This is a genomic window from Methanobacterium sp. (assembly GCA_016222945.1).
GTDB lineage: Archaea > Methanobacteriota > Methanobacteria > Methanobacteriales > Methanobacteriaceae > Methanobacterium_D.
Map to the genome: position 1 here is coordinate 202,270 of JACRPY010000003.1, position 26,314 is coordinate 228,583.

General features: G+C 34.4%; 21 protein-coding genes and 1 tRNA gene. 18 read left to right on the plus strand and 4 right to left on the minus strand.

Annotated elements, in window-relative coordinates:
* Positions 1-2 precede the first annotated feature (2 nt).
* Positions 3-173 carry a hypothetical protein gene (locus HZC47_05655; GenBank protein MBI5680357.1) on the plus strand — a complete coding sequence of 57 codons (171 nt, stop codon included), beginning with the start codon at positions 3-5 and terminating at the stop codon, positions 171-173.
* Here HZC47_05655 and HZC47_05660 read toward each other — a convergent pair.
* Genes HZC47_05660 through HZC47_05675 form a run of 4 tightly spaced genes read right to left on the minus strand, consistent with a single transcriptional unit; the run spans position 165 to position 6,072 of the window.
* Complete coding sequence (locus HZC47_05660; protein MBI5680358.1) at positions 165-893, minus strand: hypothetical protein; 729 nt, start codon at positions 891-893, stop codon at positions 165-167. The two genes, HZC47_05655 and HZC47_05660, sit on opposite strands and share 9 nt — an antisense overlap.
* A gap of 14 nt (positions 894-907) precedes the next feature.
* The gene (locus HZC47_05665; GenBank protein ID MBI5680359.1) at positions 908-1,135 is read right to left on the minus strand and encodes a hypothetical protein; all 228 of its coding nucleotides are present in this window, start codon (positions 1,133-1,135) and stop codon (positions 908-910) included.
* A 37-nt stretch (positions 1,136-1,172) separates the two neighbouring features.
* Positions 1,173-2,057, minus strand: a complete 885-nt coding sequence (locus HZC47_05670) for a tetratricopeptide repeat protein (protein ID MBI5680360.1) — start codon at positions 2,055-2,057, stop codon at positions 1,173-1,175.
* Between the two features lie 7 nt (positions 2,058-2,064).
* Positions 2,065-6,072, minus strand: a complete 4,008-nt coding sequence (locus HZC47_05675) for a right-handed parallel beta-helix repeat-containing protein (protein ID MBI5680361.1) — start codon at positions 6,070-6,072, stop codon at positions 2,065-2,067.
* A 283-nt stretch (positions 6,073-6,355) separates the two neighbouring features.
* On the opposite strand from HZC47_05675, the gene HZC47_05680 reads away from it, so the two are divergent.
* From HZC47_05680 to HZC47_05760, 17 genes are all read left to right on the plus strand, one after another.
* Positions 6,356-6,910, plus strand: a complete 555-nt coding sequence (locus HZC47_05680) for a helix-turn-helix transcriptional regulator (protein MBI5680362.1) — start codon at positions 6,356-6,358, stop codon at positions 6,908-6,910.
* A 40-nt stretch (positions 6,911-6,950) separates the two neighbouring features.
* Positions 6,951-8,618 (plus strand): AMP-binding protein, encoded by a 1,668-nt coding sequence (locus HZC47_05685; GenBank protein MBI5680363.1) that lies wholly within the window; start codon positions 6,951-6,953, stop codon positions 8,616-8,618.
* A 74-nt stretch (positions 8,619-8,692) separates the two neighbouring features.
* Positions 8,693-8,947: a ferredoxin family protein gene (locus HZC47_05690; GenBank protein MBI5680364.1), complete on the plus strand. Its 255-nt coding sequence runs from the start codon at positions 8,693-8,695 to the stop codon at positions 8,945-8,947.
* Between the two features lie 2 nt (positions 8,948-8,949).
* On the plus strand, positions 8,950-10,014 hold the full coding sequence (locus HZC47_05695; protein ID MBI5680365.1) for a 3-methyl-2-oxobutanoate dehydrogenase subunit VorB: 1,065 nt from the start codon (positions 8,950-8,952) through the stop codon (positions 10,012-10,014).
* Positions 10,015-10,055: 41 nt separating this feature from the next.
* Positions 10,056-11,495 carry a 2-oxoacid:acceptor oxidoreductase family protein gene (locus HZC47_05700; protein ID MBI5680366.1) on the plus strand — a complete coding sequence of 480 codons (1,440 nt, stop codon included), beginning with the start codon at positions 10,056-10,058 and terminating at the stop codon, positions 11,493-11,495.
* 190 nt (positions 11,496-11,685) lie between these two features.
* The gene (locus HZC47_05705; protein ID MBI5680367.1) at positions 11,686-13,416 is read left to right on the plus strand and encodes a 2-oxoacid:acceptor oxidoreductase subunit alpha; all 1,731 of its coding nucleotides are present in this window, start codon (positions 11,686-11,688) and stop codon (positions 13,414-13,416) included.
* 139 nt (positions 13,417-13,555) lie between these two features.
* Positions 13,556-14,422, plus strand: a complete 867-nt coding sequence (locus tag HZC47_05710) for a 2-oxoacid ferredoxin oxidoreductase (protein ID MBI5680368.1) — start codon at positions 13,556-13,558, stop codon at positions 14,420-14,422.
* A 92-nt stretch (positions 14,423-14,514) separates the two neighbouring features.
* A tRNA-Met gene (locus tag HZC47_05715) sits at positions 14,515-14,624 on the plus strand.
* A gap of 217 nt (positions 14,625-14,841) precedes the next feature.
* A complete protein-coding gene (locus tag HZC47_05720) occupies positions 14,842-15,690 on the plus strand; it encodes an AIM24 family protein (GenBank protein ID MBI5680369.1) in 849 nt (282 codons plus the stop codon).
* A gap of 175 nt (positions 15,691-15,865) precedes the next feature.
* Positions 15,866-16,618, plus strand: coding sequence for a HesA/MoeB/ThiF family protein (locus HZC47_05725; protein ID MBI5680370.1), 753 nt, complete (start codon positions 15,866-15,868; stop codon positions 16,616-16,618).
* A gap of 150 nt (positions 16,619-16,768) precedes the next feature.
* Positions 16,769-18,097, plus strand: a complete 1,329-nt coding sequence (gene glnA, locus HZC47_05730) for a type I glutamate--ammonia ligase (protein ID MBI5680371.1) — start codon at positions 16,769-16,771, stop codon at positions 18,095-18,097.
* Positions 18,098-18,251: 154 nt separating this feature from the next.
* Positions 18,252-19,964 (plus strand): DUF128 domain-containing protein, encoded by a 1,713-nt coding sequence (locus HZC47_05735; GenBank protein ID MBI5680372.1) that lies wholly within the window; start codon positions 18,252-18,254, stop codon positions 19,962-19,964.
* A gap of 151 nt (positions 19,965-20,115) precedes the next feature.
* Positions 20,116-20,973: a class I SAM-dependent methyltransferase gene (locus tag HZC47_05740; protein MBI5680373.1), complete on the plus strand. Its 858-nt coding sequence runs from the start codon at positions 20,116-20,118 to the stop codon at positions 20,971-20,973.
* 170 nt (positions 20,974-21,143) lie between these two features.
* The gene (locus HZC47_05745) at positions 21,144-21,335 is read left to right on the plus strand and encodes a 4Fe-4S binding protein (protein ID MBI5680374.1); all 192 of its coding nucleotides are present in this window, start codon (positions 21,144-21,146) and stop codon (positions 21,333-21,335) included.
* 5 nt (positions 21,336-21,340) lie between these two features.
* Complete coding sequence (locus HZC47_05750; GenBank protein MBI5680375.1) at positions 21,341-22,351, plus strand: 4Fe-4S binding protein; 1,011 nt, start codon at positions 21,341-21,343, stop codon at positions 22,349-22,351.
* Positions 22,352-22,471: 120 nt separating this feature from the next.
* Positions 22,472-24,916 (plus strand): hypothetical protein, encoded by a 2,445-nt coding sequence (locus HZC47_05755; protein MBI5680376.1) that lies wholly within the window; start codon positions 22,472-22,474, stop codon positions 24,914-24,916.
* A 429-nt stretch (positions 24,917-25,345) separates the two neighbouring features.
* Positions 25,346-26,236 carry an extracellular solute-binding protein gene (locus tag HZC47_05760; GenBank protein ID MBI5680377.1) on the plus strand — a complete coding sequence of 297 codons (891 nt, stop codon included), beginning with the start codon at positions 25,346-25,348 and terminating at the stop codon, positions 26,234-26,236.
* Positions 26,237-26,314: the final 78 nt, after the last annotated feature.

Genomic DNA, 26,314 nt, shown 5'->3' on the forward strand with positions numbered 1-26,314 from the left:
CTGTGACACTAATAAGTAAGATAAGTGCCCGTATGATTAAAAAATTCATGTCATTTGGAGATGGATTTCCGGCTAAAGACAATAAAAAAGGAGCAATAACTACTAAAACAATAATAAAAACAATTAATGCTAATATAAAACCTAAAACCACCCGAAAATTCATATTAGTATAACTCCAATTTACTAATATCCGTATTTAATAATTTAAAATAAGTTTTATAAGCCATAATAACATCTTCAGTTAACATTACATTACGTTCATGGTTTACGGCATTACAGGCCGCTAAAAAACCTAACATAAACATCTCACCAGTTTGAAAAGTGGAAGAAGCAGACCCCCAACCACGATCCACCATAATTTTTCCCCTAACATCCTCCAATTTTCCAAACAATCTTTTTCCTTTTTTATCCCATTTCATTTGTCTTAATTCCTGGTAAAACTCCTCATCAGGCACATCATAATCTTTAACCGTATCAAAGTTATTTAAAGAAGACATTAAACGTTCTAAAAGTGCATAATTCTTTTTTAAATCTTCAGATGTTAGCGTATTTTGTTTATAAGCGTATGCTATTAAATCTATCATGTTAATTATGCCTAAAAAATGTCCAGCTTCTATAAGATCTGTGATTGGGGGGAAATATAAAAGAGGTTTTTTAAGGATTTTAGTCGCGTGTTGGTATTGTGGCACTTTTAGAAGATTATCCAAAGTTTCCTGTTGTTCCACCTCCTTACTTTCTAGTTTAGTAGCTTCATATACTTTCTCATAAATTTCAGAATCCTTTAAATTTAATAATCCTTTTATTGTTTCGTTTAACTCGTCAGTATCGTTGAATTCGGTTTGTGTTTCTTTTATTAGTTTTTGGCTTGTTTTATAGATTTTTGAAATCCCCATTTTTTTACACCTCCTTACCATCTGAATATGTTTGTTATTCCTTTATAAATTGTGTTTCCTAGTGATTGGACTCCGTTGTAGATTGCTGTTCCTATTGATTTGATTCCATTGTATATTGTGCTGCCCACTGATTTAAGTGTATTATATGCCGTTTTCCCGTAAGATATAATTTTTTTACCGTATCCTATTGCTTTTTGAGTTAGAGGATGTTGTATTATTGCTTGAACAGTAGGGCTACTCAATAATTAGTCTATAATTTAAAAATAAATAAATATTTAATTAATTCTCATCCATCAAGGTTAAAAGTTCTTCTTTAGCTCCCTTAGCCTCTTCAAAATCAGGATCAATTTCTAATGCTTTATCGTAACATTCAAGTGATTCCGAGTATTTTTTTAGTTCTTTGAGGGTTCTTCCTTTTTCAAGCCATGTTTCTTCGTCATTATCTATTTCTAGAGATTTATTGTAATATTTCAATGCTTCTTCATATTTTCCAAGTTTTTGGAATAGATTACCTTTTTCATGCCAAGAATATTCTGATTCAGGGTTTAGTTCCAATGCTTTATTAATACAATCTAAAGCTTCATCATACCTTCCAAGATTACGAAGTGCGACACATTTATTATTCCATGAGTATTCTGACTTTGTATTTAACTCTAAAGCTTTATTATAACATTCTAATGCTTTTTTGTATTCTTCAAGTTTAAGTAAAGCATTCCCCTTACTGTGCCATGCTTCAAAATACTCCTGATCAATTTTTAAAGCACTTTCATAGTATTTAACCGCTTTTCCATATCTTTCGAGTTTATTAAGTGCCCGACCTTTATTATACAATGATTCTGCATCTTCTGGGTTAATTTCTAATGCTTTGTTATAGCATTGGAGTGCTTCCTCATGTTCTCCAAGTTTATTAAGCGTTAAACCTTTATTATGCCATGCGTTTCCATTTTTAGGGTTAATTTCTAATGCTTTGTTGTAGCATTGGAGTGCTTCCTCATGTTCTCCAAGTTTATTAAGCGTTAAACCTTTATTATACCATGAAACTGCATTTTTTGGATATTTATCCAGTATTTTATTGTAACATTGGAGTGCTTCTTCATATCTTCCAAGTTTTGCAATTTTGTTACATTCTTTATTTTTGTTTTTGAAAATGTTTAATAATCCCATTTCTTATTCACCAAATCCCTAACCCTCTTGCAAACCAGCTTGCACCGTCAGCTACCTGTTTTATTCCTGGAAGGTTTCTTATTGCTTTAAATGTCTTACTTTGCACAATAGGATCTAATAATTTATGTGCTGCTGGTGCGATATATTTTTGTGCCAAAGGCTTAAAATGCTTATCATACACATTTTTAACCTGATACGCCTTCTCTTTAACATAACTTTTAACCTGAATATATTTAGACTGAGCATAATTAACCAAACCCTTCTTTTGAAACTCAGCTCTTTCACTGTTAAACCTGTCTAAGGCAGGTTGAACAACTTTGCTATACGCATCTTTGGCAGCAGCTTTAAAACTATCAACTAAACCACTTGTTGCAGCCTTAGCCTCATTAACCTTACCACTAACCCAACCTGCAAAATTACCTGCAGCATTCATAATTCCCGGCACGTTTATCATCATTAAACGAGAATTCCACGTAGCATTAGTTGTGTTATTAAATTTGAAATTGAAAGAAGTATTGTTCATTGTATAAGAACCTGATGATGAGAATGTTGTATTAACCCTATTCATAATATTATTTAAAAATATCCCCCCAGCAGCATATATTGCAGGAAATGCATAAATAAAAGCTAATGATCCTACAACAATATAAGCCGGAATTTTAAAATACCAAGGAGCATTTTTCGCACCCTCAATCAACCGTTCCACAATACCTCTATCATCATCAGGATCCGTAGGAATCAACCCTTTAATAACTTCTTTAATCCCACCATCGTCCTGATATTTTTTAAAATTATCAACATTATAATCTGGATTTTTTTCTGGAACTTCTTTTGGCATTAAACTTGCGATGTAAGAAGGTAAACCTATTATGTCGTTTATTATTCCATCTATTCCTGTTCCTTTAGGTGTTACATGTTCATCTATGAAATAGTAATAGATAAATCCACCTACAAATATTCCCGCAGCAGCTACAGCAGCCAATATTGCTAATGGTTTAATTGGAAATCCAATGAAAAAAGATTCAGCTAATTGGAATGCATTTCCCGCAGCTTGTCCAACACCTGTACCGCCAAACAAATTCTTCATTTCATCCGTACTTAAAGGTGTTCCTCTTCCATCTGGATTTAAAGTCAACGCATTTCCTGTATAATACTTGTTGAACTGTTCCGGGGTCATGATTACTGTTCCGAGGAACGGATCCTGTATTATGTAGTTGTCTCCGAGTTTTCCGAGTATTAGAGCATAATGATTGTTTCCGTTTATGTTTAGGAGCACGATGTCGTTAGTTTTTAGTTGACCTGCATCTAAATGTAATCCTGTTAGGTTTATTCCATAATATGATGCTGCTTGTGACAGACCATACATGCTGATGCCTTTATCTGTTAATCCTCCAATCTGTGATATAAGATTAGCATCTGCCTTTGCACCTAAACTGTTTAAAAGGTTACCAACTGCTATTGCACCGCAAAGATTATTATTTGGAGTCGGATCAGCGGGTTTTCGAGGTATTTTATGTGGTGTTACTGGTTGACTGTTCACAGGAGTGCTTAATGTACTTGTTAGTGTTTGCTGGTCAACTACAGCAGTTAGTGTGTAGCTTCTAGGGTTAAAAACCACGAACTGGGTCCAGGCACTGTTATTATTCATAGCTGCTGTTTCTGGGTAGACATCACCACCATTGTTAATAAAGAATTGCACCAGGAATGAAGGAATCTCCAATGCTAATTCATCACCTGTGCTGCTTTTGAGGGTTACAGTAATATCATATATTTGCCCTGGATTAATAGTGCCTGATGGCACATTTAAATTAGCTATTACATGATTATTGGTGTTTATATTCATTCCTGTGATACATATAGGGTTGTTTTGTCCCCACCAATTATACCGAGCATCAACAGTTCCATAGCCATTGTTGTGAAGGTTATGAGTGTTACCAGCGATACGATTAAAGTTTAATGTGTTATTGGTGCCGTTTTCCACTAATATAGCATTTGGGTTTCCTGTGATATTATTTTGAACGAATGTATTGTTTGTGCCGTTTATTATTAAACCATTCTCTGTGTTATTATGAACATTATTACCTGTTAGGTTGTTATTGTTTCCGTTTATAGTAGTTCCGTTGGTACTGTTAAAGATTAGTGTGCTGTTAACTCTGTTCTCGTTTCCATTCACTATTAGGCCATTTGTGTTGTTTTGTATTAGGCTGTTGTTGAGTGTGTTGTTGTTTCCGTTAAGTATGATTCCAGTTTGGTTGTTAAAACGACTGGTAATATTAGAAAAACTGTTATTGTTTCCAATAACCTGTAAACCATTCTTATTCAATGTTAAAATGGTGCTGTTCATCTGATTATTATTTCCACTAATTGTTAAACTGTATCCGTTATCCAGGAGAATGTTAAAGAGGATTAGAATGTTGTTTATATGGTTATTGTTTCCAACTATGTTTATTCCCTGGCCATTACGGATTATTGTGTTTCCCAGCATATTCAAGAAGTTAACAACATCATTATCTGACCTTATTAAGAGTCCTGTACCATTATTATCTGTCAAACTGTTTCCTGTAACAATGTTGTCTCCGTTTATGTACATTGCTGTGTTGTTTTGGCTGCTAACACTATTATTAGCCACAATGTTACCCGTTCCGGTGATTTGCATTCCATTGGTTCCATTAAGAACACCTGAACCATTAACCATGTTATTGTTCCCGTTTAAGATTAAACCATTGGTATTGTTTAAAAAGAAACTTTCATTTAAACGGTTTCCATTACCATCAATCAAAACACCGTTAAATGTGTTATAAACCACAGTGAGATTGGTTAAAACATTATTATCTCCTATTAAATGCATTCCGTTGGTGTTACCGAATAATTGTGTTCCATCTAAGAGATTACCATTACCCGTGAATTCCAGTGCGTAGTTGTTGGTTAGAACACTGTTATTTAAGAATAAAAATGATCCTAAAATATTATTATTTCCCACCAGTTTTATTCCAATGCCGTTTCTGTAAATCTGGTTATCTGTAATGGTGGGATTGTTTAAATTATTTCCATAAGTATCCATATTCAAACCCCAACCACCATTATCCATTATAAGATTATTAGAGATAATATTAGAGTAAGGAGTAGTTACACCGTACGCATTATTAGTTACAGTATTAAAAGTGAAAGAATTACCATTACTACCCGTGAAAACCGCACCATACGGATTATATTGGAGAGTGTTACCTATAATAGGTGTGGAATCAGTACTTGTAAGCCATAAACCTGCAATATGATTACTATTAGCAGTATTAGTGACAACAGCACTACTACCACTACTTTCTAAATTAATCCCAGTCCACCCATTACCATTAGCAACATTATTTTCAATCCAACTATAAGGGCTTAATCGTAAAAAGATACCATGACCACCATTACCATTCACCACATTACCACTTAAACTAGAACCCGGAGAATTATAAAGATAAATACCCGTATAACCAGAACCAACCACCTGATTACCACTTAAAGTAGATGTAGGACTATCCAATAAACCTATTCCTATTTCACCATTATTTGCCACGTAGTTATTAGAAAACACAGAATTAGTATTAGTTAAAAGAACACCAAACCGTTTATTATTAATAATAGTATTACTTCCATTAATTGCATAATGACCCTCATAATTACCATGAATACCATAATTAGCTAAACCATTACCATCAATAACAAGCCCAGAAACAACAACATTAGAACTCCACACATCAATCAAAGTATGGATATTTTCAGTAGCCCTTAAAACCGCACCACCAGGATTAGCAGCAAACAACTTCCACGACTCTAAAACCTCAATAGGCTCATCCAAACCATAAACACCATTATTAAAGATAATAGTGTCACTATAACCCGCAACACCCAAAACAGACTTATAATTACCAGGATTAGCATAATGAACATCAGCAAAAACCACACCACTACAAAAAGAAGATGCTATAAATAAAAACAACAATGATACAATAAAAAACCTAAAATTCATAATACAATAATAATACAATAACAAATAAATACTTAACGGTAACAACTACGTCATACCCACAAAAAACAAATCAAAAATAAAAAAAATAAATTAAATGTTATCTTGATATGATCAGTTATAAATATCAGTTCATCTAAATTGTCATTAATAATCATTATATATAATAGTTCTATTCGAATTTTCATCATTCCATTTTAAGCTCTTTAACTGTATAATTATAATAATCTGAAATTATAACTAAGTTAAAAGATCTAGGTTCAATTTTTTTGTAGAGATGATCAAGATGAAAGAGAAAATAAAAGAAATCGGTTCACGTATCTTTGAATTAAGAGATTTATCCAAAATAAGTGCTGAAGAGATGGCAGAATATCTAAATATCGATGTTGGAACCTACAAACAATATGAAGAGGGAGTTGTAGATATTCCTGCAAGTATTCTATATGAAATTTCCCATAAATTTGATGTGGATATGGGTCTCTTGCTTACAGGTGAAGAAACAAGGATGCACATCTTCACAGTTACAAGGAAAGGTAAAGGAATTGAAGTAGAAAGACAAAAACAGTACAAATACGAGAACCTTGCTGAAAAATTTATACATAAAAAAGCAGAGCCGTTTATAGTTACAGTTGAACCAAAAAATAATGATAAGGAACCTAACAAAAATTCACATCCTGGACAAGAATTTGATTATGTGCTTGAAGGGAATTTAAAGATTTACATTCACAATAATGAGATTATTCTAAAAGAAGGAGATTCCATATTCTTTGATTCGTCCTATGAACATGCCATGGAAGCATTAAACAATAAACCAGCAAAATTCATTGCAATAGTCATGTGAAAGAATATAATTGAATATTTGGGTAAAAGGAGTAAATAATATGTCTTCACTATTAAACAAATTTTTATCAAAGGTTGAATTTGAATCATACGATGATTTTAAAGATAATTTCAAAATAAACATTCCACAAAATTTCAATTTTGCTTATGATATTGTTGATGAGTACGCAGAAAAAATTCCAGATAAAATAGCATTAGTATGGTGTGATGATAACGATAATGACCGTATTTTCACATTTAAAGACATGAAATATTACAGTGATAAAGCAGCTAATTTCTTTAAAAAATGTGGGATAAAAAAAGGCGATACAGTAATGCTCACACTTAAAGCACGTTATGAGTTCTGGTTTTGCCTTCTTGGACTTCATAAAATTGGTGCAATTGCAATTCCTGCAACTCACATGCTTAGAACTGAGGATATTGTCTACAGAATAGAGAGCGCCAAAATTAAAATGGTTGTTTGTATTGGCGAAGAAGGAGTTCCAGAATATTTTGATGGAGCTGACAAAGAATTAAAAGATATAGAAATTATAAAAGCCATTGTTGGAAATGAAGGCAGAGACGGATGGTTTAATTTCACCAAAGAAATAGAAGAAGCTTCAGTTGAATTTGAAAGAATTGTAGGAGATGAAAATACATCGAATAATGATATATCTCTGGTATATTTCTCATCAGGAACTACTGGCCTTCCTAAAATGATTCAACATGATTTTACTTATCCATTAGCACATATAGTAACTGCAAAGTACTGGCAAAACGTGGTTGATGATGGTCTTCATTACACTGTGGCTGATACTGGCTGGGCTAAATCAGTTTGGGGCCAAATATATGGGCAGTGGATATCTGGTAGTGCAGTCTTTGTATATGACTATGACCGGTTTGATGCAGGAAATATGCTTGAGAAAGCATCTAAATATGGCGTTACAACTTACTGTGCCCCTCCAACTATTTACAGATTCTTAATAAAAGAAGATCTGTCAAAATATGACTTTTCAACCCTTGAATATGCAGTAACAGCAGGGGAACCATTAAATCCGGAAGTTTATAATAAATTCTATGAATTTACTGGTTTAAAGTTGATGGAAGGGTTTGGACAAACCGAAAGCGTCGTATCTGTTGCTAATTTCCCGTGGATGGAACCACGACCCGGTTCAATGGGTAAACCTGCACCAATCTATGACATTGAAATTGTAGATAAAAAAAACAAAGCTTCAGATATTGGTGAAGAAGGCGAAATTACCATTAAAACAGATAATAATGAATTAGGATTATTTGGAGGTTATTATCTTGATCCTGAAAAAACAAAAGAAGTTTGGTATGATGGATGTTATCATACTGGAGATACTGCCTGGATGGATGAAGATGGTTATATATGGTTTGTTGGAAGAACAGACGACATGATTAAAAGCTCAGGTTACAGAATAGGTCCCTTTGAAGTAGAAAGTGCCGTAATATCACATCCATCAGTGTTAGAATGCGCTATAACTGGATTTCCAGACCCTGTAAGAGGCCAGGTAGTAAAAGCAACAATTGTGATTACAAATGATTACAAACCTTCAGAAGAATTAAAAAAAGAAATTCAAAATCATGTTAAAAAGGTAACAGCACCTTATAAATATCCCCGTATCATTGAATTTGTAGATGAACTTCCAAAAACAATAAGCGGGAAAATAAGGAGAGTTGAAATACGAAGCAAAGACCAGGAATAAAAATAACAAATTTTACATGTAAGGGTGAAAAACCCTTTTTTTATTTTAATTTAATCAAATTAGAAGGATAAATTATGTCTAAATCAGAAAAAAAAGAACCTTACCCTGTAATCAACACTTTAGAATGCAAAGCATGCGAAAGATGCATTATTGCATGTAAACAAGGCATTTTAAAGATGAGTGATGATACAAATGAACGAGGGTACCATTATGCAGTTTATGAAGGTGAAGGATGCACAGGATGTGGTGATTGCTATTACACCTGTCCAGAACCATTAGCTGTTGAAATTCATATTCCAAAAAAACTTAAAAAGGAAAAGGAGGATTAAACATGGCAACACAACTTATAAGGGGAAATACAGCAGTGATAATAGGAGCCATGTACGCAGGCTGTGACTGTTATTTTGGATACCCAATAACCCCTGCAAGTGAAATCCTCCATGAAGCATCGAAATATTTCCCAATGGTCGGAAGAAAATTTGTTCAAGCAGAATCAGAGGAAGCTGCCATAAACATGGTCTACGGTGGAGCTGCAGCAGGCCATAGAGTTATGACTGCATCTTCAGGCCCAGGTATAAGTTTAAAACAAGAAGGAATATCATTTTTAGCTGGTGCAGAGCTACCATGTGTTATTGTAGATATTATGAGAGCCGGACCCGGACTTGGAAACATCGGCCCAGAACAGGGTGATTATAATCAGCTTGTAAAAGGTGGAGGGCATGGTAACTATAAAAATATAGTTTTAGCTCCAAATTCTGTTCAGGAAATGTGCGATTTCACCATGAAAGCATTTGAACTTGCAGATAAATGGCGAAATCCTGTTGTGATAATTGCAGATGCTGTTTTAGGGCAAATGATAGAGCCATTGCACTTCCCTGAAGAAGTGGTTGAACCTGAAATTGATACTTCATGGGCAGTCTGTGGAAATAAAGAAACAAAAGAAAACCTTGTTACATCCATATTTCTTGATTTTGACCAGTTAGAAGAATTTAATTTCAAAGTTCAAGAGAAATATGATAAAATTAATGAAACTGAAGTTGACTATGAAGAATACCTGATAAAAGATGCTGAAATAGTCCTTGTATCCTATGGAATAAGCAGCAGAACCGCAAGGTCTGCTGTAGACGCTGCAAGGTCAGAAGGAATTAAAGTAGGATTATTTAGACCTAAAACATTATTTCCTTTCCCTCAAAAAGAATTAAAAAGGATTTCAGATACTAAAAACCCTAAATTTATATCTGTAGAGATGAGTAATGGTCAGATGCTTGAAGATATAAAGATGGCCATTGAATGTAAGAATGTGGAGCTTGTTAATCGAATGGGTGGAAACATCATCGAACTTAATGATTTAATGGATAAAATTAGAAAAGTTGCAGGAGTTGAGGAAAATCTCTGATTTTCCGAACCCCAAAAATAAATTTTTGGAGAGGAAATAAAATGGAAAATATTCAAAATGAGAAAATCATCAGTAAGCCCAAATCAATACTCAATGAATTTCCAAGAAAAGGTGGAAGCTCTCCTACAGCAACACATTACTGTCCTGGCTGCGGTCATGGAATATTGCACAAACTCATAGGAGAAGCAATAGATGAGCTGGGAATACAAGACAGAGCCATTATGACCAGCCCAGTAGGATGTGCAGTATTTGCCTATTATTATTTTGACTGTGGTAATGTTCAGGTAGCTCATGGAAGGGCCCCAGCTGTTGGAACAGGATTATCCCGTGCAGAAGATAATGCTATTGTTATGTTATACCAGGGAGATGGAGATTTAGCTTCAATAGGACTTAACGAGACGATTCAAGCTGCAAACCGTGGCGAGAAAATGGCAGTTTTCTTTATAAATAACACTGTTTATGGGATGACTGGAGGCCAGATGGCGCCAACAACTCTTATTGGAGAAGTTACAGTAACTTGTCTTGAAGGAAGAGACCCCCGATTTGCAGGATACCCTTTACACATGTGTGAACTCATTGATAACCTCGATGCTCCTGTATATATTGAAAGAGTATCACTTTCAGATGCCCCACATATAAGAAAAGCAAAAAGAGCTGTAAAAAAGGCTCTTGAAGTACAAAGAGATGGTAAAGGATATGCATTTATTGAAGTGTTATCTCCCTGCCCTACAAATCTCAGACAAGATGCATTAGGGGCTGAAAAATTCATTAATGAAGAGATGGAAAAAGAATTCCCTGTAAAAAACTTCAGAAACAGGATTAAAGATGTTGAACCTCTTTGTAGAGGTGAAAGTGATTTTTCAAAGGATTCACTGGACAAAATTTTTGAAGTGGAGATTGATAGCACCAGCGATGCTGTAGATGATGCAGATTTTACCGAAAAAAGTGTGAAAATCGCAGGATTCGGCGGTCAGGGTGTTTTAAGCATGGGTTTAACCCTTGCAGAAGCAGGAATGAAAGCAAGACGGCATGTATCCTATTACCCTTCCTATGGGCCAGAGCAGAGAGGTGGAGCATCTAACTGTGTAGTGGTGATTTCTGGTGAAGTAATAGGTTCTCCTGCGGTTCATGAGGTTGATGTTCTTGTAGCGCTGAATAAACCCTCCCTTGCAGAATTCAAGGATGAAGTGAAGGAAGGAGGGTTGATTTTATATGATTCGGCAATAGGAGAATTTGAAGCTCCTAAAAATGTTAAAGCTATTTCAGTTCCGGCGTTTAAGATTGCTAAAGCCCATGGTGTTAAAAGAGCTGGCAATACTGTCCTTCTTGGAGTTTTAATGGCTCTTGAAAATACTGAACTTCCTGAAAATGTGTTTAAAATGGCTGTGCAGCATACATTCTCTAAAAAACCTAAATTAATTGATATTAACCTTGAAATTTTTGATGCTGGAGCTAAATGGGCAAGGGAAAATATTATTTAATTTCAAATTCTTTTTTTTCTTTTTATTTATAAATAAAATATTATATTAAATTCTGTTTTTAAAGCTTTATTTTCATGTTTTCAAATTCAAAAACCAAAAATAAGCCTGAATGCCAAAATTTAAGTTAAATTGAGTACATATATATTTATGATAAATTTATATATTTTTACTATTAAAGGGTGGTAAAGCCATGTCTGAGTTTTTATCAAAAGAAGAAGTATCTATTGTTCTTTGCGGTGAGGCAGGACAGGGAATTCAAACTGTTGAAACCATACTTGTCCAGACTGTTAAACTTGGAGGATATAACGTTTTTTCCTCAAAAGAATATATGTCACGAGTGCGTGGAGGTGAAAATTCCACTCAAATAAGGGTATCATCAAAAAAAGTGGCAGCATACGTTGACCGTATTGATATACTGGTTGCAATAAGTAAAGGAGCCATAAATCACCTGAAAGAAAGAGTATCTCCAGATACTATTATAATTGGAGATGAAGAAACATTGAAAGACATTGCTAATCCATCTATTATAAAAATTCCATTTCTAAAAATGGCTGCAGAAATTGGAGGCCCTATATTTGCAAATATAATCGCTGCAGGAGCAATTTCAAGGATTTTAAATATTGATAAAGAAATATTTGATGAATGCATAAAATCCATGTTCAGCAGAAAGGGAGATAAAATAGTTAAAAGCGACCTTAAAGCCGGCGCAGAAGGTTATAATATTGGAGAAAACATAATAAAATCCGGTAGAATTAAAATTGAAATTAAAAATGACCCTAAACTAAAGGATGAACTTCTTTTAAATGGTACAGATGTTGTAGGGATGGGTTGTATCGCTGGTGGCTGTAAATTCATGTCATCATATCCTATGACTCCATCAACCCCTCTTCAAGTTTTTATTGCTAATAATTCAAAAGATTTTGGAATAGTTTTTGAGCAGGCAGAAGATGAAATAGCTGCTATAAATATGGGTCTGGGAGCATCGTATGCTGGTGCAAGATCAATTGTAGCAACATCTGGAAGCGGTTTTGCACTTATGAGCGAAGCTGTGGGCCTATCAGGAATGATAGAAACCCCCATAGTTATTTATGTTGGCCAGCGCCCGGGTCCTGCAGTTGGGCTTCCAACCAGAATGGCACAGGAAGATTTAGACCTTGTTTTATATTCAAGTCCTGGGGAAACTCCAAAAGCAATATTTGCACCGGGAAATTTTGAAGATGCATTTTATGTATCTTGGAAGGCATTTAATCTTGCAGAAAAATATCAGATCCCCGTTTTTATATTATCTGACCAATATTTTGCAGATATATACTATAATTTACCTTCCCTAAGCATTGATGATGTTGAAATTGAAGAATATATTATTAAAACAGATAAAAAATATAAGCGGTATGAATTAACCTTTGATGGAGTATCTCCGCGGGGAATTCCCGGATTGGGGGATGGCCTTGTATGTGTGGATTCAGATGAGCATGATGAAGAGGGTCATTTAACAGAAGACCTTAATTTAAGGAATGACATGGTTGAAAAACGTTTAATAAAGATTGAAGGCGTATACGAGGATGTAATTGCCCCAGAATTTATAGGGAGCCCTGATTATAAAATTCTGGTAGTAGGATGGGGTTCCACATATGAAATCCTTAAAGAGGGTATAGAAAAGCTTGAAAGGGATGATATTGCACTCTTGCAGTTTAAACAGGTTTATCCTATACATGAAGATGCTGAAAAGTATTTTAAAACTGCAGAAAAGACGGTTGTTTTTGAGAATAATGCCACTTCCCAATTTGGAAATCTTATACAGATCGAAACAGGATTTAGAATTCATGAATCTGTTTTAAAGTATGATGGAATGCCCTTTTCTGTTGAAGAGGTTACTGAAACATTAAAAAGTATTCTGGAGGTTGAGGAAAATTCATTCTGAATTTCCTGAACCACCAAAATAGAAACTAGCAAAACAAAGCATGCAAATCTACAATTTGCTGCATCAAAAATCGAAGATTTTTGATAGTTTTGCGTCCCAAAAAATCAAGGATTTTTTGAGGAATTTTGGAGGATTTATAATGGATCCAAACGTGTATGATGTGGAAAATGCTGATATTGCATGGTGTCCTAGCTGTGGAGACTTTGCAATATTAAGAACACTTAAAATGGCTCTGGGAGAACTTGAAATTGATCCTAAAAAGCTTGTACTTGTATCTGGAATTGGTCAGGCCGGGAAATTACCTCATTATCTTAAATCAAACACCTATAATAGCCTTCATGGCAGGGCTCTTTCTCCTGCAACTGCAATTAAAGCAGTAAATAAAAATTTGACTGTAATAGCTGTTGGTGGCGATGGTGATATGTATGGTGAGGGAGGAAACCATTTTATGCACACAATCCGCCGAAATCCCAATATCACAAATATTGTGCATAATAACATGGTTTATGGCCTAACAAAAGGTCAAGCATCACCAACAAGCCAGCTGAAGATGAAAACACCACTGCAAGTTGAAGGGGTGTTTGAAGAGCCTTTTAACCCATTAACTGTTGCAATATCTCTTAATGCATCATTTGTGGCTAGAACATTTGCTGGAGATATAAAAAATATGAAAGAGATTTTTAAGAAGGCAATACAACATAGAGGATATGCTCTTGTTGATGTTTTCCAGCCATGTGTCGCTTTCAACAAAATAAACACCTACCAATGGTTTAAAGATAATACATATCCTCTTGAAGAGTCTCATGACCCTTATGATAAACATGAAGCATTTAAAAGGGCTGCAGAAACTGAAAAGTATCCTTTGGGAATTTTCTATATAAATCCTGATAAACCAACATTTGAAGAGACTTTAACAGTTTACAGTGATGATAAATCTCCGTTATATGAAAGAGAAGTTGATATGCAGAAATTAAAGGATTTAATTGAAATAAAAAGGAAAATATGAAAAGCATTTAGATTCAAATAAATTTATGAATAAGGCTCAATAATTTAACAGAAAACTTTTTAACTGATAAAAAATAATGTAGGATAAGCCACGCCGGGGTGGCTCAGTTGGTTAGAGCGCACGGCTCATAGGGTATTTAAGCAGTGCTCTGACTTTTTCCTGGGATACCGTGAGGCCGCGGGTTCGAATCCCGCCCCCGGCACTAAATTCTATCAAAAAAGCCTCAAATAAGTATTCTATCTCCAGGACTTCATTTTTAATTTATTATAAAACTATTATATTTCTAAATTCTATAATATTAAGATAATTCGTATTTAATTTTGAATTTGATTTTAAAAAATCAAATAGTTACATTTATTTATTTTAAAACAATAATCAGCAATTGAATGAAAAAATTGATTATTTCATGAGGTGATTTAATGAATTGTCCAAATTGTGGTGTAGAAGTAGATGCAGATACTAAATTCTGCCCTGAATGCGGTTCAAAAATAGAAGTAGTTGAAACAGCTGCTCCAGAAGTGGTGCCAGAACCAGTTCCTGCTGAAGTTCCAGCAGTAGCCGGAGGCCAAACTACAACTAAATACTCAATAGCTCAATTTGTAAGTAAAACCAGTGAAAAAACTGGTGGTAACGAAGTATTCGAACTTGAAAATGCTTACTTGCTGGATGTTAATGTAAATGGTAAAGTTTGGGCTAAATGGGGTTCAATGGTATCCTATATAGGCGATATGAAATTTAGGAAAGAGAGTTCTCTTGAAGGTGGAATTGACAAGTTCTTAAAGAAGAAAATGACTGGAGCCGGAGCACATTTAATGAAAGCAGAAGGCCAAGGACATCTTTATCTTGCTGATTATGGAAAGGAAATAATCATATTAAACCTTCAAAACGAAAGACTGTATGTAAATGGAAATGACGTGCTTGCATTTGAAGAAACTGTGAGTTATGACATTAAAATGATGTCTGGAGGAGGAAGCATGATGTCTGGAGGTCTTTTCCAGATAAGATTTGAAGGTACAGGCATGGTTGCAATAACAACCCATTTCACACCATTAACAATTCAAGTAACTCCAGATAAGCCTATTTACACTGATCCAAATGCAACTGTTGCCTGGTCTGATGGTGTTGTTCCTGAAATTAAAATGGATGTGGGCTTAGGTACCCTTTTAGGCAGAAGCAGCGGTGAAACATTCCAGATGAAGTTCCAGGGAACTGGTTTTGTAATTGTTCAGCCTTACGAAGAAATTGCCGGCGGCTTAGGTCAAATATAAAAAACAATAGCTAACTATGGGATTAAAAAATCCCATGAATTATTTTATTTACGTAATAGGAGTTCCTATACAATTTTTTTATTAATTTAGTTTCATTTTAATTAGTTATACTATCAAAAAAACTTTATTACATGAAAACTTAATTCATTGTAACAGGATATTTAGGAGCACGAAAATGCCAAAAAGATTTGAAGGAATGGCTTACTGGGAAATTGTAAGCAGACAAATGGGAATTGTAACTAAATCAGAGCAAGAAAGACTTAAAGAAGCTAAAATCACTGTTGTTGGCTGCGGTGGAATTGGTGGTGCCACTACAGAAATGCTTGTTAGAATGGGTGTTGGAAACCTTAGAATAATTGATAAAGATAATTTCGACGTGTCTAACATTAACCGTCAGCTTATGAGCAGCTTCTATAGCGTTGGAAAATCTAAAGTAAGTGTGACAGAGGAAACTTTAAAGTCAATAAACCCTTTTACAAATATTGAAGCAATAGAAAAAGAAGTAAATGAAGATAATGTCAACGAAATCGTTGCAGATAGTGATATAGTTATAGATGCCCTTGATAATATTATAACAAGAATTATAGTAAGTAGATGTGCCCGAAATCTGGATATTCCTTTTATTCATGGTGCAATTCATGGAACAATGGGCCAAGTAAATGTTTTTACAAATAATACTCCCAGTTATGAGGAAATTTTCAAATTACCATCCCTAAGCAAGGATTTGACAGAAGAAATAATAAACAAAGTAAATGGGATGGGTGCTGAAGTTCCTCCAGTTATTGCCCCATTACCTAATATTGTGGGTTGTTTGCAGGCTTTTGAAGCTTTTAAACTTATTACAGGTCAAGGAGAACCAATTATGGCTCCTGATGTTTTGATGTTTGATCTTTTAGGTAAAGAACCTTTTTCAACTGTTAAATTCTAATTTTAATTCTTATATTATGTTTTTAAGCTTCTTTTCCCTTTTAAAATAAACAAATTTTAGCCTATAAATTATTTGGAAACATTTATATATAAGGAAAAGGAAATCTCTTTCCGGTGTACATTTACTCTAACTTTTACGGAGGTAAATTTAATGTCAGACAAAATAGGACAAGTTATTGAAAATATTGAAAAATGCGGCACAAAATTTGTAAGGCTGCAATTTGTGGACATACACGGAACTCCAAAAAATATGGCAATTCCATTGGTTAAACCAGATGATATTGAAGATGTAATTAAAGACGGTCTTCTATTTGACGGTTCATCTGTTGAAGGATTCGTTGACATTTATGAAAGCGATCTTATCCTTAAACCAGACCCAGATACTTTCTCTGCCCTTCCATGGAGACCAGAAGAAAAAAGTGTTTGCAGATTCATCTGTGACATTTACTGGCCAGAAGGAAAGCCATTTGAAGGAGATCCGCGATACATACTTAAAAATACATTAGAAAAAGCACGAAAACAAGGTTACGAATATTACGTAGGCCCTGAACCAGAATTCTTCATAATCGACCAAGATGAGGATGGATACATCGTACCTCACGACCAGGGAGCATATTTCGACGTAGAACCTGTAGATCAAGGAACAGACGTTAGAAGAGAACTCGTTTTAGGTCTTGAATCTTTAAACTTCGATATTGAGGTAAGTCACCACGAAGTAGGTCCTGGACAACACGAAATCGATTTCAAGTTTGATAAAGCTTTAAAAACAGCAGATGCAGTTATAACCTTTAAACAGGCCATAAAGGCAATTGTTGACAATATGGGATGTATGGTGACATTCATGCCTAAACCATTCTTCGGTGTAAATGGTAGCGGTATGCACATTAACCAGAGTTTATTTAAAAACGGTGAAAATATATTCTTTGATCCAGATACTGAAAACCAGTTATCAGAAGAAGCACTCCACTTTGCAGGAGGTTTATTAAAACACTCCAAAGCGCTTTCAGCTGTTGTAGCTCCTACTGTAAACTCTTACAAGAGGTTGGTTCCAGGATATGAAGCACCTGTTTACATAGCATATGGCCTAAGAAACAGATCCACACTCGTAAGGATTCCTGCGTCCCGTGGTAAAGGTACAAGGTTAGAACTCAGATGCCCTGACCCATCATGTAATCCATATCTCGCTTTTGCAGCTACACTTGAAGCTGGAATGGACGGTCTTAAAAATAAAATCGATCCAGGTGAAGCAACAGAAATTGACATGTTTGAACTAGACTCCAGCGAATTAAGTGCTCGGGGAATAGATACATTACCATCCAGCCTATGGGAAGCATACCACGAACTTGAAAAAGATGCAGTCGTGAAATCAACTCTTGGAGACCATGTATACAACCAGTTCATGGCCATCAAGAAAAAAGAATGGGATGAATACAGAATACAGGTGTTCCAGTACGAACTGGAAAAATACATGAACATTTAAAATCCCTTTCCTTTTTAATTTTTTTACAATTTATTTTCTGAAAGGTTTTTATCACTCGAAAACAGATGTTTTCTGAGGCCCAAAACACTTATGTGTTTAAGTGTTTAAATTTTACAATATAATACTAGATTTATAATTAAAATTTGGTGAAGAAATGCCTGATGAAACTGATCGTAAAATGATAGAGATTCTGAGAATACTTGCAGACCAAGATAAAGTACTTGGTGCAAAAACAATTGCAGAAGAGCTTAAAAGAAAAGGTTATAATCTCGGAGAGCGTGCAGTAAGATATCACATGCGTATTCTGGATGAAAAAGGATTTACAGAGCGAATTGGATATGCTGGAAGAGAAATAACTGAAAAGGGAATAAAAGAGCTTAAAAAAGGCCTTATTTACGATCAGGTGGATTTTGCTTTTTCTAAATTTGAGGGAATGATTTATCAAACATCCCTGAATCCAAGAAACGGTACTGGAACTGTGGTTGTAAACACTTCCAGTTTTACATACGATGAAAAAGTTTTAAAAATAATTAAAGAAGTTTTCAGTAAAGGTATTGCAGTAAGCCCCTTTGTTAAACTTTCAGATATGGAACAACGCGGTTCTGAAGAATCTAATGAAAAAGAAATTAGATTAGATACTATATGTGGAACCACCATAGACGGAATGCTTCTAAATGAAGGAATTCCTGTAATTCCCCAGTATGGCGGCCTAGTAAATGTAGAAGATTATGTACCTACCCGTTTTGTTGAACTTATAGCCTATAAAAAGACATCTATGACTCCTCTTGAAGCTTTCACTGCAAAAAACATGACTTCTGTATTGAATGTGGCAAGAGTTGGTAATGGAATGATTCCTGCAAATTTCAGGATAATTCCTGCTGCAGCAAGAGAAAATGCAGTTAAACTATTCAAGCAGCTTCAAAAAATACACGTTTCCGGGCTTTTAAAGATTGGTGAAAGCGGAGAATCTGTTTTAGGTGTTCCTGTTGATGATGATATGATAGGAATAGCTATAACTGGAGGTATAGCACCTCTTTGTGCTGCAAAAGAAGCAGGTTGCGAGGTTAACATTAAATTAGCTGAAAACATAATGGAATTTAAAGATATGGGTAAAATCGTGTCTTCCAAGCCTGTATTAAAAACCAGTGCCCCTGAAACTCCCCAAAAAGTTAAATTTTTACTTTCTAAGGCATGGAATCTTATATATAATGTGGATTTAGATTTAAAATCCCAAAAAGGTAATGTTATTGTAAATATATCCTATGTAGATAATGATAATCTTGATGAAGCAGTAGAAATAGTAAATGATGTTTTCAGTTCCAGACCTCAGTACTGTACCAGTAAATTCTATAAAACAGTTCCTCATCCAGATGGAGGAAGAACTGGGATTGCAACAGTCTGTAGCTTTACTATTGACGGATTACTCACTAAAAACAATATATTAACAACTCCCCAGTATGGAGGAATCCTTGAAATAGAAGAGAAAGGACCAAGATTTGTTGAATTAACTGCATACAGTGGTTCATCTATTGATCCGCATGAAATATATCTTTCTAAAGATATGACTTCCGTTTTAGAAACATTAAACGGAAATGGTAGAATACTTGCAAGTTTAAGAGAAATTCCATATCTTGCTCGCCCTGATGCCGTTGATACTCTTAAAAAAATTGAAGATGCCGGATTTTCCATACTTAAAATTGGAGAACCAAGTGAACTTATTTATAACGCTAAAATAGAACGGTACCACGTGGGAATTGTTACTCCTGGCGGTTTAAATTCAATTGCAGCCATTATTGAAAGGGAAATTCCTGTAGAAGTTAAAGCTGTGGAACGTTTAATGAAATTAGAAGATATGGAAGAGTTCTAACTCTAATTTAAATTTTTCATGATAATAAATAAGTTTTTACATTTCTAAATCATTAATTTCGTTCTTTTATTAATTCTAATTTTAGTTAATACTTTTTAGATTTTTTAATTCCAATTAAATTTATATGATAAAAAAGTTCCACCCCTATTAAATGCAACTATATGCATATCATGGTGGTGATATAATAACCAATAAAGAAAGTAATCTGAAAACAGAAAAGGATCAAATAGACTGGAATAGACTTTGGAATGAAGATTTAAAGAAAATGCCTACATTAAATTATTCCGCTTGGGATAAAATTGCTGTGCAGTTTAATAAATGGATGGAAACTGACGATTATCCACAAAAATTATTGGAAAAGATTATTACATATCCCCAATACACTATTTTGGATATTGGGTGTGGAAATGGAGCTGTAACTTTACAAATTGCAAAAAAGGTTAATCATGTGACTGCCCTTGATATGTCCAGCGAAATGCTCCAATTTTTAAGAAAAAATGCTCTTAATGAAGAATTATCAAATATTGATTACATTAGAAGCACTTTACAGGATTTTGAAATGGATAAAATTTATGATGTTGTAATAGCATCAAGATCACTTAATGGAGTAGCTGATATTAAAAATGAATTAAAGAAAATAGATTTTGCAGCCAAAAAATATGTATTTATAACCTTATGGGGCGTAAATGCCAGAGGATTCGAAAAAAAAGCCTATGAAATTATTGGAAGAAACTTTCAGAATCATCCTGACTATTTATATGTATATAATATTCTTCATCAAATGGGAATATATGCCAACGTTGAAATGCTCGAATGTGAAACGAAACCTACTTATGCTAATTTAGATGAAGCAATTGACTTTTTAAGGTGGAGAATAAAAGATCTTACAGATAAAGAGGAGTCCTTATTAAAAGATTATCTTAAGGATGTAATGATAAATGATGATAATGGAATTTTACAATATCCTTATGATAAGTCAGATTGGGTTTTGATCTGGTGGAAAAAATAATTTTTAAATATCGATATGTTTATATATCCATATCGTATATCTCAATACATTAAAATATTTGGAGCCATCAAAAACGAAGCATGCAAAAACTACGTTTTTGCTGCATCAAAATCAAAGATTTTGATAGTTTTTGGGGCCCAAAATATTGAAAATATTTTGGAGGATCAATTATGCCAGTTATTATTGATACAGAAAAATGTGGTAAAATCAAAAATTGCCCTGGAGAAGGATTATGTATAAAGATATGCGAAAAAGAAGCACTCATAGAAGAAAATGGAGACGTTATTCTAGTTCCAGAAAAATGCGATGATTGCGACCTATGCATTCAAAACTGTCCAAATCAGGCCATATCCAAGAGTTGAGATATATGACTTCAGTAGAAAGAAATGGTAATCAAAAACGTTCTCTTGCACATAAAAATGAAAAATGTGTAGGTTGTGGAATATGTACAGATATATGTCCAACAGAATCCATAAAATTAGGTCCTGTCCTCCCCATAGCAAGAGGAATTGTAAAAATGGATTACATAAATTTAGACAATGCTAAATGTGTTTTATGTGGCCTATGTGCTTCTACATGTCCATTTAATGCTTTAGAATTTAAAATTGATGATAAAAACATTAAAGAGCTTGAAGCATACCCTAAATGGGAACATGAAGCAAAAATTGATGAAGAATCATGTATATACTGTGGACATTGCGTTAAAGTATGTCCTAAAGATGCAATATTCCTGCAAAAGGTAATGCCTGAAAGATCTGAATTTGTAATTGGTGAAACAGATATAAATGAAGATAAATGCATCTATTGTGGTATGTGCAAAGATATATGCCCTGCAGAAGCTATTAAAATTGAACCTAACGATATAAATTCAAGTAACCCTGAAATTGCAAAGGGGATACGCATTGACGAGTCTAAATGCGTTTATTGTGGTTTATGTAGGAGAATATGCCCAGAAGACGCCATAAAAATTATCTGTACAACATGCATGTACCGTGATGAAATAGAAGAACCTGAAATTATAGGAGATATACTTTTAAATGAAGATCAATGCATAAACTGCGGATGGTGCCAGAAAATATGTCCTAAAGATGCTGCAGTTGTTACAAAACCCTTTGAAGGTCATATATACATGGATGAGAATGTTGAATGTAAAGGAGATTCCTGCCATGCATGCCTAGATGTCTGTCCATGTAATGCTGTAAGCATCGTTGATACTAAATCATCTGTAAATCCTGATTTATGCGTGTTATGTGGTGCTTGTAAAAAGGCATGCCCTCAAAAATGTATTGTTATTAAGCGGGACAAAATGAATCTTAATAATATTCGCTCTAAATCATGGAAAACCCGTATTGGGCAATTAATGGAAGATATTTCTTAAAAAATTCCTTTAATTTTTTTATTTTAATCATATTTTCTGCACAATAAATGCTAACTATCGATATGTATATATATGCATTTCAATAGATTATTTTTACAAAATAATTTGGAGGTGAAAATTATGAAAAAACAAGCAACTTTTATGGCCATTGTATTTATATTTGCAATATTACTTTGTGGAGCAGTTTCTGCTACGGAAACCTATGATATAGGTACCAATGCTGCAAAAATGGCAAATAACGACCCTGGCATCACAAATACAACAAATCCTAACGATGCATTGGTCATAACAACAGCAGGTTCAGCTAAATTTAAAGGAAAAACTACAGAAGATAGTTTACAAGGCATAGTTGACACTACAAGTGCTATAACTCCTGGAAATGGAAATTTAGTAACTTTAAATGATCCTAATGGAGCGTTGGAGTTTACTTTTGTAAAAAAATCAGGCACTACCTTGATTGCAAAGAAATATACATCAGTTTCATCTGGAACTGGATATAACTTTAATATAAGCAACTCTGTCATTATATCTGCTGCAGATATAACTAATTGGGAATATGTAAAACAGCAGCTAGGACCTAACGGGTTTGGAATTGTAAGCATAGCAAATGCTTGGGCTAACGGAGCACCTAAAGACCTTCTAAAAATAGCAGGATATTCAGGAGGTGTTTCTGAAGGACTTATAAGCAGTTATGCAATGGCACAAAACTTCGTTAAAAATTATCCACTTACAGAAAACGATCAGTCATACCATGTACTGGTATCTCCTGGAGGTGGAGATGACAATGTACCAATGTTTTTAATGGACGATACACCATTAAAATGGTCAACAACCGGCAGCAATAAATACTATAATTTCTATGGTATGAGTAACGGAAATCTAAATGACAATGTATACATCTGGTGGGATAGCGGAACCATTGCTGGAAACCTTGCTTTCTGGACACTTAATGAAAATCTTAAAACCCAGTTTGGTACAGTTGTAAGTGGTACATTAAGTGAAATAAAATTTAATAACTGGCTTTTAAGTAAATTGGGTACTGATGCAAGTTCTCTTGTACATATCGAAAAAAATACTGTAATAAATAAAGCCGATTTCGACTATTTATGGGCAAATGGAATAAATAAAAATTACATAATGAAATTAGGAGGAGCAACACCAATCTGGAATGCATATACAAATGTGTTACCTGAAAATAATTACAGTAACATGTTTAATGCTGGTAAAAATGCAGCAGATAAAGCTAATGCTGCCTTTGCTAGCCAAGGTCTGGGGACATTGAATACAGATGATTTGGTTATAACTTCTGCAGGATATTCACAGGTAAATGGTTTATCATTTGGTGCTTTAGATGGAATTATTAGTGCTACATTTACAAAACTGAAATTAGAGAATCTTTTTAGTCTTAAAAGAGGCTCACAGACCCCATTATGGTTTGTGTTTGTTAAAAAACCTACCAACACAGAAGGGCCATTGTATGCAGTATTTGTAGATGCTTTAGGCAATGTAGTTCCTGTAAACTATAACAGTGCAGCTTATAATGTATTTGATATAAGCAGCACCAATCTAGCTGGTAGTAGTGGATCGGAAGGTTGGGCAAAGTCTTCAGCAGTTTTCAATGCATATACATACAGTAAGCCATCATATGCTCAGCAAGATTTCTACATAGTGAGCCTTGCTAACTTGTGGGCAGCTGGCATGCCTTATGATTTTTTAAGGCCTGCATGTGACGGTGGATGTCCTGGTTCAGGGCTCAGTATGGGTTATGTGATTACAGACTATATAAGATCAGTATTACCCATTGGACCTAATGAATACTACATGTATATTGGAATTCCAGCACACTGTAAGGAACAGGCCATAATGGAAGGATTAGGTATTTCTCCTGCTCAAGGAACCTATTTCACACCAGGCTTGCAGACTTCGCCAAGTGACACTAATTCTGTGGGCATAGCCATTAAATGGAACTCTATTACCAATACCGGTACAGCAATACTCATAGACTTCAATAAGGCTGTTTTAAATCCTATCCAGCCGCAGAACAGTAACTGGTACAAAACAATGTACTGGGGTATGTGGTATCTACAGCATGGATTCCCTGGAACAGATCTCTATGGACAGGTTCTAGCTGGTTACAGTATTGCAACAAAAAGTGATGGAATTACACCAGCAATAATAACAATTACACAGCAAGATTTCAACACTCTCGTTGCAGCAGGTGGAGACCCTGTAAAATTTATAAAAAACTTCGTATCGCCTGTAAATCCCAATACACAAACACCTAATTCTAGTGATCATGGAACAGGGATAATTTCAGGGATTCCTGCAATTGATCAAACTTTTGCCTCACTTACCAAAACATCCTCAATAACTCAACAGACCGCAGCCCCATCAGAAATAGCCTCCGGACTTCCGTTAGGAGATAATACTACAAAGAATTCTAATTCAGAAATACCTGTTTTACCTGTAGTTAGTGCCATACTTGCAGTTATACTTGTTTTATTATATCTTGGAAGAGAGAGCATAATATCTGCCATTAAAAGATCTGAAAGGCCCGGAAAATAAATAACTTCTTTTTTTTCTTTTTTATTTTAGAAGTTTGATTATAAAATTTGGATAACTATTCCTTTTTAAATAAAAGAGATTATTTGATGTTTTTATACATTGAAGGAAAAGTATATATATCAATATGTATAACATTACATTACGTTCCACGCAATAAAATATTTATAAATCGATAATCCTCGCCGTGGAAAATTTCTGAACCGGAGCTCTTTAACCATTCCGTGCTTCGGTTCAATTTACATATAAGTCAAAGTGAAAAAATCATCTGATTTCTCATATTATTTAAGAATATACAATTAATATAAGGCATTTGTAAGATTTAAAATCAAAATCTTTTGAAAAATCAATCCCCTAATTATCCTATTTTTCACCGACATGCTTATATATTCAGTTCTATAAATCTAAATTTTATATGTTGGAGGTTAAATAATGAATAATAAAACAATTGCAATTATAGCAGTAATAATAATAGCTATTGCGGGAATAGGCATCTATGCTTACTCTGCTAGCAATAGTCCTGATAAATCAAAGATTAGAATCGCTACAACAACCAGTTTAGAAGATACAGGTCTTTTAAAAGAGGTTGAAGCTGCTTATGAGAAAAAATATCCTGGAGTAGATGTGCAAATCGTTTCAGGAGGTACAGGAATAGCCATACAGTACGGTGAAAGGGGAGATGTAGATTTACTTCTTGTCCATGATAAAGCCCGTGAAGAGAAATTTATTAAAGATGGTTTTGGTACAAACCGTACTCAATTTGCATATAATTATTTCTGGATTGTAGGTCCACAAAATGACCCTGCAGGTATTAAAGGGTTAAATGCTACAGCTGCATTTAAAAAGATAATGGAAGAAGGTCAAATAAACTCTGCACAGGTTAAATTCGTGTCCCGTGGAGATGATTCCGGTACACATTCAAGGGAAAAGAAAATATGGAATTCTACAGGAGCAAATTACACTAACATTAAAAATTCAAGTTCATGGTACATAGAAAGCGGTAAGGGTATGGGAGATACACTTATTCTTGCAAATGAAAAGAATGCTTACACCATAACTGACTCAGGAACATTCCTTGCATTCTCAAAGGACAGTAAAATCCAGTTAGTACCACTAATAACAACCGGAAAAGACCTATTGAACATTTACACTGCAATACCCGTAAATCCTCAAAAATATGGAAAAACCAATGTTGAAGGCGCCCAAAGCTTTGTTGACTTCCTTATGTCCCCAGAAGGGCAGCAGATTGTTGGTAATTACGGTAAAGAAAAATATGGACAATCTCTATTTACTCCAATAGTTAGTAATCCTGTGCCTGCATAGTTGGGAAAATTATCCCAACATTTTTATTTTTAAGGAACATACTTATTCTACATATTTTAAAATTCTTATTAGAGTATA